General features: G+C 63.0%; 9 protein-coding genes. 5 read left to right on the forward strand and 4 right to left on the reverse strand.

All coding sequences use genetic code 11. From position 1 onward, the window contains the following. Positions 1–61 precede the first annotated feature (61 nt). From HAH_RS18615 to HAH_RS18630, 4 genes are all read left to right on the forward strand, one after another. A complete protein-coding gene (locus HAH_RS18615) occupies positions 62–1,396 on the forward strand; it encodes a metallophosphoesterase (protein ID WP_014031252.1) in 1,335 nt (444 codons plus the stop codon). Between the two features lie 215 nt (positions 1,397–1,611). Then, positions 1,612–2,181 (forward strand): helix-turn-helix transcriptional regulator, encoded by a 570-nt coding sequence (locus HAH_RS18620; protein ID WP_014031253.1) that lies wholly within the window; start codon positions 1,612–1,614, stop codon positions 2,179–2,181. 8 nt (positions 2,182–2,189) lie between these two features. Further along, entirely contained in the window at positions 2,190–3,944 is a 1,755-nt protein-coding gene (locus HAH_RS18625; protein WP_014031254.1) for an Nramp family divalent metal transporter, read from the forward strand. After that, positions 3,932–4,378, forward strand: coding sequence for a hypothetical protein (locus HAH_RS18630; protein ID WP_023843013.1), 447 nt, complete (start codon positions 3,932–3,934; stop codon positions 4,376–4,378). Before HAH_RS18625 ends, HAH_RS18630 begins: the two co-directional genes overlap by 13 nt. A 35-nt stretch (positions 4,379–4,413) precedes the next feature. Here HAH_RS18630 and HAH_RS18635 read toward each other — a convergent pair whose 3' ends face one another. Continuing rightward, positions 4,414–7,458: an FAD-binding and (Fe-S)-binding domain-containing protein gene (locus HAH_RS18635; RefSeq protein ID WP_014031256.1), complete on the reverse strand. Its 3,045-nt coding sequence runs from the start codon at positions 7,456–7,458 to the stop codon at positions 4,414–4,416. Between the two features lie 27 nt (positions 7,459–7,485). Then, positions 7,486–9,264 (reverse strand): L-lactate permease, encoded by a 1,779-nt coding sequence (locus HAH_RS18640; protein WP_014031257.1) that lies wholly within the window; start codon positions 9,262–9,264, stop codon positions 7,486–7,488. A gap of 677 nt (positions 9,265–9,941) precedes the next feature. Here HAH_RS18640 and HAH_RS18645 point away from each other — a divergent pair. Next, the gene (locus HAH_RS18645; protein ID WP_044952836.1) at positions 9,942–10,682 is read left to right on the forward strand and encodes a ThuA domain-containing protein; all 741 of its coding nucleotides are present in this window, start codon (positions 9,942–9,944) and stop codon (positions 10,680–10,682) included. Positions 10,683–10,772: 90 nt separating this feature from the next. Here HAH_RS18645 and HAH_RS18650 read toward each other — a convergent pair whose 3' ends face one another. Further along, a complete protein-coding gene (locus HAH_RS18650) occupies positions 10,773–11,342 on the reverse strand; it encodes a hypothetical protein (RefSeq protein WP_014031259.1) in 570 nt (189 codons plus the stop codon). 219 nt (positions 11,343–11,561) lie between these two features. Further along, a complete protein-coding gene (locus tag HAH_RS18655; protein ID WP_044952838.1) occupies positions 11,562–12,140 on the reverse strand; it encodes an FAD-dependent oxidoreductase in 579 nt (192 codons plus the stop codon). Positions 12,141–12,157: the final 17 nt, after the last annotated feature.

The following is a 12,157-nucleotide window of genomic DNA, read 5'->3' on the forward strand; positions in this document are numbered from 1 at the left end:
TTTCCCGTCGTGATTTCCCGGAGAGCAACGCCTTTGTCTGTGGATCAAGAACCCGTATTCAATGGACTGCACCGCCGACGACCGCGTCTACTACGTCATCAGCGACCTCCACATCGGCGGCGACGAGCAGCTAGAGGACGTGGAATTTCTCGACGAACTACTCGATTTTCTGGGGCGGTTAGAGACCACCGACGAGCACGCCGAACTACTCATCAACGGCGACGCGTTCGGGCTGTGGGAGTTCACCGGCATGTCGGGACTGGAGAAGTTCGACGCCCTCGAAGAGACCTATCCGTCGCTGTTCGAGCAGTTGCGAAAGACCGGCGAGAACATCCAGATCACGCTGATACCGGGCAACCACGACCACGAACTCGCGGCCTACGACGAGTACGTGGAGCGGTTCGCGGCGTACAACGTAGACCTTGTCCAGTCGAAGTCGATTACCCGTCCGGTGGGGGACCAAGCCATCCACCTCGAACACGGCAATCAGCAGGACCCCAACAACCGCATCGAAGACTGGGGGGACACCAACGTGACGCCGCTTGGCTACTACTACAACACGCTCGTGACAAGTCGGGCCGGCCAGCTGTCGGACCGGGGTCGGTACAACTGGCTCAAGGACGTCCAGGCCGTAACGCCGACCGAGCGGGTCCCGGTGTGGATGCTCTCGAAGTACTTCTACCGGGAGATGAACCCGCTGCTGCGGTACGCGCTGGTCCCGTTCCTGTTACTGTTCAACATCAGCGCCATCCTGGCGATTCTGGCGGCGCTGAACCTGCTGGGCGTCTGGTCCGCGCCGGTCGAAACGACGACGTCGTTTCTTGGCCAGTTCGGCACGGTCGGCACCGCCATCTGGATGCTGCTTGTCGTGAACGCGTCGCTGGCCGGGCTGCTGTTGCTCGTGGGCATCCCGTTGTACCTTCTGCGACAGGACATCAAGAAGACCATCAACCGGTTCGGAGTCTTTGAGACCGACCTCACGGTCGATACCCAGACACCGTACAAGGAAGCCGCCCGGGAAGTGTTCGACGAAAAGGAAGACGTGGTCGTCTTCTGTTACGGTCACACGCACCGGCCGAGCGTGCAGTCGGTAGACGACGGGCTGGTCGTCAACAGCGGGACCTGGCTCAAACGCCTCCACCGTCGGGACGGCATCATCGGGCTCCTTCCGCCGGTGTTTTACCCCTCCTACCAGCTCTGTGCGGTGCGCATTACGGCCGAAGACGGGCAGGTGGTCGTCGACTACGAGGAAGTCCAGAAACCGAGCCCCAGTCCGGAGGAGCTGACACTCACCGAACGCCTGCTGACGGTCGGTCGGACACCCAACCCCGAACTCCCCGACCGTGCGGTCGTGGAAACCGAGCAGTCGGTGCCGCCGCGGGAACCGGCCGAGTAAGGGGTGGACCGGTCCGACGGCAACGTGGTTGCTGTCGGAAGTGGACCGGATTTGGGATATCTGCAACAGCCGTTGTCGGTGCGTCGACCGGGAAGTGATTTCCTACCTTCGTGTGAAATTGAGACCCATCGAGCGTCAGACGGAAGGAGGTCGTTTGCTCCCGGATCGGAGTTCTCTGCAGAAAAGTCTATTACATACGACTGTAATGGCTACGTATGAGCAATACCGCGGACGATGGTCGGGCTGACGGGTCGCCACCGTCCACGGCAGAGTTCACACCGGAGCGAGTGCTCTCGGTGTTTCGAGACCGAACGGACCAGGCGAAGCCGTTGACGGCAACCGATGTGATGGACGCACTCGGTTGTTCCCGGAAAACGGCACACAACAAGCTCGAAGTACTCGTCGAGCGGGGTGAGCTGGAAACGCGGAAGGTCGGCGCACGGAGCCGGGTCTGGTGGATCCCGTTCTCCCAGCTCGTCGGCTCGGACGCGCAACAGCAGCAACGAGAGCCGCCGGTCGAACACAGTATCGCCGACGCGGACCTGCCGGGGACGGGGGACGTACTCGACGACCGGCGTGCAGCGCTGAGGGCCGCGTACGACTACCTCCGTGAAAACCCCAACACGGATGCCGGGAAGCTCATTACCGAGGTGTTTCAGGAGCATCCGGCGGGCTACAAGACCGCTGACGAGTGGTGGGACGCTATCGGACCCGCGCTCGAAGACCTCCCACAGGTCGACCTGGCCGCCGACCACGAGCACGTCTGGCACTACGTCGGTGGGTGAGTTCACCGATGCCAGAGGAAAAGCCGACGGAACAGTCGGACGTAACGGAAGACGCGGAGTCAGAGACATCGGAAGTGTACGCCTCTCGCAAAGAGCAGCGGTATCCCATCTCATCGTACACGCCGGTCGCGTACGACAACCTCGAGGTGGCACCGGAGAGCGATGCCCATCCGGACACGGGGACGGGTGGGCGGTTCAGAGAACTCTCCTTGCCGAAAGTGCCGAAGCTCCGCCACGTCGTCGGTCCCAGCGCGATCATGCTGGGGGCGTCGCTCGGCAGCGGCGAGACGCTGTTCTGGCCGCATCTGGTCGCCAGTTACGGCTGGGGACTGTACTGGCTGTTCCTCGTGGCGGTCTGTCTCCACTTTGTCATCAATACGGAGATACAGCGGTGGACACTGGCGACCGGTGAGAGCGTGTTTCGGGCGTTCGAACGGGTCCATCCGGTTCTCCCGCTGGCCATGCTGGTCGGCGGGTTCATCAGTCTCGGCTGGCCGGGGTGGGCCGCGAGCGCCGCGCAGATCGGCGCACAGGGCCTTGGACTCGGCACGTACGACGTCGCCGGCGTCGACATCGTCGGCTGGCGACTGTTCGGCATCGCGCTCATGGTGTTCATCTGGATTACCTACCAGGTGACGCCGCTGATGTACAACGTCGTCGAGAGCCTCCAGCTTGTTCTGGTGGCGCTGTCTATTGCGTTCACCCTGCTGCTGTTCGTTCTCATCGGGTCAGTGGACGTGCTGGTCGGCGTTCCGGGGAGCCTGACGGAGGTCGGCGACTACTCGCCGGTCGGGACCATCGCCGTGCTGGTCGGGGCGCTGGCCTACGCTGGCGCGGGCGGCTACCTCAACCTCTCACAGAGCCTCTGGATACGCGAGAAGGGCTACGGGATGGGGCGGTATCAGGGCCGGATCAAGAACCCCTTCGCCGGCGACGACCCCGAGACGGTCCACGAGGACGGGTTCACGTTCACCCCGGACACGCAAAACCTCAAACGGTGGCGCGGCTGGTGGCGCGTGACACAGCTCGAACACCTGTTGACCTTCCTGCTGGGCCTCCTCCTCGTCACGACGATGCTGGTCGTCATCGCGGTGTCACAGGCACCGGGAGCGACGAGCGACGCGGTCGATATGTGGCTCATCGAGATCGCGCCGTCGGTCGGCGGGTTCACGACGAGCGTCATCTACGTCACGCTGTTTCTCGCCCTGTTCACGACCGAATACGCGATCATCGAGTCGTTCGTCCGGAACAGCTCCGACATCATCTACGAGCTGTACGGTCGGGACGCGGGCTGGAGCCTGCCCCGGCTGTTCTGGGGACTGCTGACCGTCTTCTGTGGCTGGGGCATCTTCATCCTCACCCTCCCGATATCGATATCTGATCCCTTCGGGCTCCTGGTCGTCGGCGCGGCGATGTCCGGGCTGTTGATGTGGCCGTACATCGTCATCGTCCAGCTCGTCAACACGGTCCGGCTGCCGGAGCACACGATGCCGGGCTGGGGTCGCATTGTCGCAATGTGGGTCGCCGCGGCGTTTTTCGGCTACTTCAGCGTCCTCCTGATCGGGACCGGGCTAGCGACACAGCTGGGGTTGCAGGCGTTTGCCGTCCAGACGACGGTGCTCGGCAGCGCACTGGGAGGGTACGCCCTCTGGGCGATCTGCCTGCTCGTCCAGGCGTATACGATGTATCGAGTGGGACGCGCGAAAGTCACGGCAAACGGGACAGTCACTGACGCCGCCACCGCGCAAGGGTGGTTCTCGTGACCGACGAACTCCGCGTCCACTTGCATTACACGATGCGGGGGTCGTACCCGCTCCGGATGGTCGACGTGTTGTTCTGTACGGAGCGGGCCTACTTCGTCGAGTACGACTATTTGACACCCGTCGACCTGCTGTTCGGGTCGCCGGACCAGCGGGCCGCGGCGTTCGCATCACGGGTGGTCGAAGAGGGCGTCCACGCGGCTCTCGAAACCGCCGAAACGGTCGAGACACAGTCGTACGACACACTCGACAAAATCGAGGTCCACTCTGGCGGCCGTGTTGGTCGGCCGAAAATCACAGCCCACTCCCACGCTGGCTCCGCCACAACAGTCAGAGTCCACGGTCAGTTCGACGCTGAGCCCTTCACGCAGGCGCTTCGGTCGACAGTCGACGGACACGACGTGACAGTCCGACAGCGAGACGGTATCGGGTTCTGACCTCGTAGCTCGTGGAGCCAGCGATGCGGGCCGTGCTACTGGAGCGCGGCCGCGACCATCTCGATGGGATGTGGCGGCTCCGCGTCACCGTCGCCGAAGTCGTCGATCTGGGACCGGCAGGACGCGCCGGGCGCGACGACTCGCTCGGCAGGCGAATCGTCAATCTGGCCCAGGAGGAGGTCCGCGATGCCCTCGCTCATCGAGTAGTGTTCGGCCTCGTAGCCGAAGCTCCCTGCCATCCCGCAACAGCCCGAATCAAGCGGGTCGACAGCATATCCGGCCCGGCGCAGAACGCCGACGGCGTGGTGGTCTTTCTTCGTCGCCTTCTGGTGGCAGTGGCCGTGGTACGCCAGCGAGCCGCCCGGTTCGTCGAAGGAGATAGCCTCTCCCAGCCGGTACGTGTCGAGATACTCGCAGACGCCGTACGTGTTCGCCGCGACGGTGTCGACGTCGTCGCCCGAGAGGAGGTCCCGGTAGTCGACCTGATACATCACCGCGTCGGACGGTTCGATGGTGACCACGTCCCAGCCGTCGCGGATTCGCGGTGCGAGCACGTCGACGTTCGCTCGTGCCGTCTCGCGAGCGTGATCCAGCATACTCTTGGAGAATGCGGGACGGCCGCTATCGGTCACACCGTCAGGCACAACTACGTGGACGCCCGCCGCCTCCAACACTTCTACGGCCGCTTTCCCGACATCGGGATGGCTGTAGTTCGTGTACGGGTCGGCGATCACGAGCGCCTTCCGCTCGGCTTTGTTCGCAGCAATCAGTGCCCCGCCGCGGTCAGCCCACCAGTCCCGGAACGTAGTCCGGTGGAAGGCGGGCAGCGTCCGTTCCTCGGTGATACCGACCGTTTTCTCCATGAGGAGTCCCGAGCCCGGCAAATCCAGCAGCCAGTTCGACATCGGGGCGAACGCGCTCCCAAGCGAGAGCACCGTCTCGACGTTGGCGAACAGCCGGTCCCGCAGCGAGATACCTTCACGCTGGTGGTGTTCGTGGACCACCTCGGCTTTGAGCTTCGCCATGTCGACGCCGCTCGGGCAGTCCTTTTTGCAGCCTTTACAGCCGATACAGAGGTCGAGGACTTCCGTGACGAACTCCTCGTCGGTGGGGTCCTCGGGGAGGTCACCGTCCATCGCCGACCGGAGCATGTTGGCCCGACCACGAGTGCTGGTGATTTCCTCCTCGGCGGCGCGGTAGGTCGGACACATGACGCCGCCGGTGGTTTCCTGATGGACGGTACAGCCCGCACAGCCGTGACAGAGTTCGACCATCCCCTGAAACCCGTTCTCGTTGTCCCAGTCGAGCGTGGGTTCGAAGCCCGCGTCGAACTCGTAGTCCGGGTCGTACCGGAGGTTCTCGGCCGGGTCGTGGTCGCCGCAGATGTTGCCCGGATTCAGCCGCCAGTCCGGGTCGAAGGCCGTCTTCAGGTCCCGAAACGTCTCCCAGAGGTCGTCGCCGTACAGTTTGCGGTTCCACTGGGTCCGGGCGCGGCCGTCGCCGTGTTCACCCGACACCGACCCGTCGTACTGGACGACGAGGTCCGTGATAGCGTCGGAGATGGCCTCCATCGTCTCGATGCCGTCCCCGGATTTCAGGTTCAACAGCGGCCGGATGTGCAACACGCCGGGGCCGGCGTGGGCGTAGTAGGAGGCGAACGTGTCGTGTTCGTCGAACAGCTCCCGGATATCGGCGACGTACTCCGGGAGGTTCTCGGCCGGGACCGCCGTGTCCTCGACGAACGGCCAGTGTTTGTCGTCGCCCGTCCGCGACAGGAGAATCGGGAGGCCGGCCTTGCGCATCTTCCAGAACTTCGCCTGCCGGTCCGCGTCGTATGCCTCCAGTGCATCGACAGCGTTGACGGGGGCGTCAGTGACCGCGGCCGCTCCCTCACTCGGCGATTCCCGGGCGTCGTAGTCAGGCAGTCGGTCGGCGAGCAGGTCGGCGACCTTCTGTGCGCCGTCGTCTGCCGAGTCGGCGTAGAACTCGACGAGCAGCGTCGAATCCGTCTCCTCGGGGAGCATACCGACAACGTCAGCGAACTCCGGCGTCTCCGCGGCGAGGTCGAGGAGCACGTCGTCCATCACCTCGACGGCCGAGGGGTCGTGATCGAGAATCGGGGCGACGTCCCGCATCGCCGACAGGATATCGTCGTAGGTCAGCATGGCGACGGCCGTTGCCTGGGGGACGGGCTCGAGCGAAACCGTCGCTTCGGTCACGACGGCGAGCGTCCCCTCGCTCCCGGCGAGCAGTCGGGCGAGGTTGACTTCGCCGCGCTCCCTGGCGCTGTCGACCAGTTCGTCCAGGTTGTACCCGGAGACGTTGCGCTTGAGGTCCGGATATTTATCATCAATTTCCGCCGCGTCTTCTGCAAGAATCTTCGCGACTTCGGCGTAGATTCGCGTTTCGAGGTCGGCGTCCGGGCCGGCCTCGGCTGCTCGCGCTTTGAGATCATCGACGCCGACCCAGCCAAACGTCGTCTGGGTGCCGTCAGCGAGGACGACCTCACACTCCTCGATGTAGGCGTCTGTCTTGCCGTATTTCAGCGAGTGTGCACCGGTCGTGTTGTTCCCGATTGCACCGCCGAGGACGCTCTTGTCGCCCCAGGCGGGGTCCGGCGCGAACTTCAGGCCGTGGGGTTCGAGCCGGTCGTTGAGGCGGGCGATTGTGATGCCGGCCTGTGCCCGGGCCCGCCCGGCCTCCGGGTCGACCGACAGCGTCTCGTCCATGTGCCGTTTGAAATCGAGGACGACGGCCTCGTTGACGGCCTGCCCGGCGAGACTGGTCCCGCCACCCCGTGGGAGTACCGGAATCCCCTGCTCGGCGCAGTACTCCATCACCGTAACCACATCGTCGGTCGAAACCGGTGAGACAACGCCGATTGGGCGCTGTTCGTACGCGCTCGCATCAGTCGCAAATAGCTCACGGGTGTACGTATCGAAGCGTACGTCGCCATCCACGCGGCGCTCCAGGACCGCTACGAGGTCCGGTCGATGGACGCTCTCGCCTTGGTAATCGTAGTTCGCACTCGGGTCTGTCGCCGGGTCACGCTCCTCGGGGGGTCGGGAGTCGTATGCCATAAGTAGGAAGTGAGAGAGTGGGAGGAGTTAGAACGCGGCCGGTGCCACGACGTATGCCAGGATGAGCGTCAATATGCCCGTGAACACGCCGTAGTACAGCACCGGTATCAGTTCGAGGCGGATGACACGTCCCTCCTCGCCGATGAGGCCGACCACGGTGAGGGCGGCGACCACGTTGTGAATCGCGATGAGGTTGCCGATTGCGCCGCCGACCGCCTGCGCGGCGACCACGATCTGGGTCGGCGCACCGATCTGCTGTGCGGCCTGGAACTGGAACAGTCCGAACAGGATGTCGCTGACCGTGTTCGAACCGGCGATGAACGCGCCGAACGCACCGATGAAGCCCGAGAAGAACGGGAACATCTGGCCGGTCCCGTTCGCCGTGATTTCCGACAGCAGGCCGAGCATTCCGGAGTTGATCGGCGCGGCCTCCAGCACGACGGCGCTGCCGGTCCGCTGCATGATCATGACCGTGGCGACCGCGAACCACAGTGCGACGACGGCCGGAGCGATGTTCCGAAGCGCCTCGCTCCACGAGGCCTTGATTCCATCAGTGTCCATTCCGTGGAGCGCGTACGTGATCACGGCGACGAGGACGAAGAGGCTCCCGGGGAGGTAGAACAGCTCGACGCCCTCCGAGAACGGCGTACCGAGGATGTTACTCCACAGGAGAACGCCGTTCGTCGACAGGAACTCCTGAATCGGACTGACGACGCGGGTCACGACCAGCAGTGCGGCGACGAGGAGGTACGGCAGCCAGGCCATGCCCAGCGACATGTCCTGCGAGTGGGATTCTTCAAACGTTGCCGTGCCGCCGTCGGCCGCGACGGTTCCCTCTCGGCTGTCACCCGTCGTGGTGCCGACGCCCTCGCCGGGCTCGATACTGCCGATCCAGTGGTCCGGCCACTGCTCCTGCGGGCCGAAGTCCCATTCGTCGTCTGGGAGGAAGTAGCCGGCCCGTAGCGTGGTCGTGACCACGAGCAGGCCAACCATCGCACCGAGCAGGGCCGGGAACGTCGGACCGAGGAAGTACGCGGTCGCGACGTAGGGTATTGCAAAGGAAGCCCACGCGAAGAGGCACAGCGGCAGGACTTCGAGCGCCGGTTTGATCGACCGCTCTTCTCCGAAGAAACGCGTCATCATCGCCACGCCGATGAACGGGATAGCGATGCCGACGATAGCGTGGATGACCGCTGCCCATACACCGATCTGAGCGACGTACGCGCCGACGCTCTCGAAGCCGCCCTGCTGGAGCACCTGCTGTGATGCGCCCGTACCCTCTGCGAACACCACGTCACGCAGTCCGATTATCAGCGGCGTTCCGACTGCACCGAACGTGATCGCGAGGATGTTCCCCGTGAGCGCAACGACCACCGCAGCCAGCGGCGGGAAGCCCAGGCCGACCAGCAGCGGGCCGACGATGGCCGCGGGCGTCCCGAAGCCGGCCGCGCCCTCGATGAACGAGCCCATGAGGAAAACGAGCAGGATGACCTGCACGCGCCGGTCGTCGCTGATCGAGGAGAACCCCGCGTTGATGACTTCGAACGCGCCGGACTGTTTCAGCGTGTACAGCAGGAGTATGGCCCCGAAGACAATGACCAAGATTCTGGTCGCTGTCAGCGCGCCGCGTATCGACGCGGCAGCGATCAGCGTGGGCGACATCTGCCAGCCGACAAAGGCAGCGATAGCCGCAACCGCCCATGCGATGGGCATTGTCCGTGTCGCAGGCTGGTACAGCCCGACCATCAACACCGCAATCGTCGCCAGCGGCAGCAGTGCCAGGAGCACCAGCGTGTGCTCAGACATGGGTTCTCACCACCGGAATCCGTTCGTCCGGAGACGTGCCGCCACTGTCACCAGCTACGTGCCCTGGGAAACAGTATCGCGCTCTCATTTCTGAACCACCTCGGTACGGGCCTCTATCGCTCGAAACCTTCCGATACAGCGGTTTCTGGTAGGGTGCATCAGTCACGTCGTCTGGCAGGGAGTATTTATACCTATCTACTGTTTACATTATCGTCTACCCAGAATAGCGCCGGAACAGAAGCGAGAAGCGCTGATAGCCGAAAAAACAGGCCGTATTCTGTACGAACGTCCGGAGTGCAGTACAGTCGTGTGTATCCGGTATAACAGTGCTTTACGCCCCGATTTCACTCGACTGTACTCTCACGCGAGCCCCTTACAGTCGTCTGTATCTGGTGGTTTCAGGGCGTTATTCACAGTCCTGTGGACGCAGTTGGAAAACGGGCCGTACCGGGGTTCAAGATCGAGGCTGTCGTCCCCTCGCTGGAACGGCGCTGGCGCGCGATAGAACGTGAACCGGACACTCGGCGCTGAGCGACACAAGACGGTCTCTGAGGCAGATGGATGTGTTGGAGGGTCTCCCGGCGAATACCCAGCGGAGACGAAAACGTATCGCGTCCGCCTGTCGTACGGATTGCCGCTTGGCCAACGCCGTTACGGCGGAGGTGGAAACCACGAGTATGACACGCGTTACAGTCTGGAACGAATACGTCCACGAGCAGGAACACGAAGCGGTCGCGGACCTGTACCCCGACGGGATTCACGGCACTATCGCCTCGGCACTGGAAGAGCGCGGATTCGACACGGAGACCGCGACGCTGCAGGAGCCCGAACACGGGCTTACCGAGGACGTACTGGCAGAAACGGACGTTCTGACCTGGTGGGGCCACGCCGCGCACGACCAGGTCGACGACGAGGTGGTTTCCCGAGTGAAAGAGCGGGTCCTCGACGGCATGGGGCTCATCGTCCTCCACTCGGGCCATTACTCGAAGATCTTCCGCGAACTGATGGGGACGACCTGCAGTCTGAAATGGCGCGAAGCCGCCGAAACCGAGCGATTGTGGGTCGTCGAGCCGGGCCATCCCATCGCCGACGGCGTCGACGAGTACATCGAACTCCCGGAGACCGAGATGTACGGGGAACGGTTCGACATTCCGGCACCGGATACGCTCGTGTTCAACTCCTGGTTCGAGGGCGGTGAGGTGTTCCGTTCAGGGTGTTGCTACCGCCGCGGGGCGGGCCGAATCTTCTATTTCCGGCCGGGCCACGAGACCTATCCGATTTACCACAACGAAGCGATCCAACAAGTCCTCGCCAATGCTTGCGAGTGGGCCGCGGCCGGGGACGGTCCGGAGCCATCGTTTGGCAACGCCGATCCGATTGAAGCCATCGACGAAAGCGACGAGCGGTCGGTCCACTGATTTCGGCGTCAGGTTTAGTGGCGTCGTATTCAATCGAGTCGTGTTTACACCCTATTACAACGAATACGCACAGCCGTGGACCTTGTACAGTCACTGTGGGAACACGGGCTGTGTCTTGTCTCGCCATGGTTCAGCGCCTCCTAGGTGGTCGACATCGAGCTGTACCCCAGTTCGGAGTGTTGATTCGAGATGATCAAACAGCGGATCGAGCGACGTCTCGACCGGCGACAACACCCGCCACCGATACGTACTGCCAGTGCGTTCCGATTCGAAGACGACACCATCCCCGATGTGGTCGGTGACGATAGTGGGTACTGCACGACACCGGTCAGTGTCTGCGTGGTACGTATATACCGTTCTGGCAGTCGGTCGGCGGTCGAGAACCTGGTACTCCCGCGTCCCGGAACAGCGGTGCTCGTCGAGACACTCGTTACAGCCGTCGTCGTCGAGAAACACCTCATCGAACGTGGAGATGGCGTCAGCGGGACCGTCTACGTGGTCGATACGCCACATGGCGTTTTCGGTCACGGTACATGTGGCGTTCCGGAGTCGTAGCGTCGGGTACTCGTGAAACAGGTCCATTACCGGGTCGGCACCGGCAGTGAACCTGATGTTGAACTCGAACTCCTTCACAGAGAACACATGGCTCTGTGATGCCATAGTGAATCAGTCGATAATGCTGTCGGTCGGTTTCAGAACCCCAAACCGACTGCAGTGACGTAGTAAAGGCGGCAGTGCCACAAATTACGCACTTGCTTAGCCTCATCCAGTCCGAGTTTGCTTACCGCCGAATGCAGTCCGTACTCGCTGGCCAGTGATCAGTAACACGGTATTCAGCGGTTAGCAATGAGATAGACACGTCCGGAGCCGTTTCGGAATCTACTCCTCGGGACCAAACAGCGCGTCCGCGTCGGCGGGCGTATCGAAGTCGTGGAAGTGTTCCCCTTTCTCCTTCGTGAGAATATTCAGGGCCGCCGCCGCGCCGTCGCCGGCGGAGATGACTGCCTGCCACTCCTCGACTCGGACCATACCACCTGTCGCGTAGGCGTCGTCGACACTCGTCTCCATCGTCACGTCCACGTCGACGACGTCTTCAGCAGTCATGTCACAGCCCAGCGTCTCAGCGAGGTCGCGGTTAGCCCCGGTCGCGAGGATGAGATAGGATGCTTCGTACGTGTCATCCTCGGTTGCGACCTCGAATCCGGCGTCGGTTTGGCCCACATCGGTCACCTCTGTTCCCTGCTTTCGGTCGACGCCGAAGCTGTCGACTTGTGTACGAGCAGTCTCCATGAACGCGGACCCGTCCTGAGAGCCTACTCCGAGATAGTTGAACAGGTGTGCTTTGTGCATCCAGGTCCCGTCAGTGTCGAAGACTGTCGTTTCTAGGCCGTTTTTCTGTGTGAACAGTGCCGCACTCAGGCCGGCGGGGCCGCCGCCGACGACGAGAACGTCCGTCATGCCGCCTAGTTCTGTCT

The sequence above is a fragment of the Haloarcula hispanica ATCC 33960 genome (genome assembly GCF_000223905.1).
Classification (GTDB): domain Archaea; phylum Halobacteriota; class Halobacteria; order Halobacteriales; family Haloarculaceae; genus Haloarcula; species Haloarcula hispanica.

What these genes read in the sequence shown, in the direction of transcription:
- HAH_RS18645 (WP_044952836.1), top strand. Translation starts at nt 9,942, where the DNA reads ATGACACGCGTTACAGTCTGGAACGAATACGTCCACGAGCAGGAACAC.
- HAH_RS18650 (WP_014031259.1), bottom strand. Translation starts at nt 11,342, where the DNA reads ATGGCATCACAGAGCCATGTGTTCTCTGTGAAGGAGTTCGAGTTCAAC.
- HAH_RS18635 (WP_014031256.1), bottom strand. Translation starts at nt 7,458, where the DNA reads ATGGCATACGACTCCCGACCCCCCGAGGAGCGTGACCCGGCGACAGAC.
- HAH_RS18655 (WP_044952838.1), bottom strand. Translation starts at nt 12,140, where the DNA reads ATGACGGACGTTCTCGTCGTCGGCGGCGGCCCCGCCGGCCTGAGTGCG.
- HAH_RS18640 (WP_014031257.1), bottom strand. Translation starts at nt 9,264, where the DNA reads ATGTCTGAGCACACGCTGGTGCTCCTGGCACTGCTGCCGCTGGCGACG.
- HAH_RS18615 (WP_014031252.1), top strand. Translation starts at nt 62, where the DNA reads ATGGACTGCACCGCCGACGACCGCGTCTACTACGTCATCAGCGACCTC.
- HAH_RS18625 (WP_014031254.1), top strand. Translation starts at nt 2,190, where the DNA reads ATGCCAGAGGAAAAGCCGACGGAACAGTCGGACGTAACGGAAGACGCG.
- HAH_RS18620 (WP_014031253.1), top strand. Translation starts at nt 1,612, where the DNA reads ATGAGCAATACCGCGGACGATGGTCGGGCTGACGGGTCGCCACCGTCC.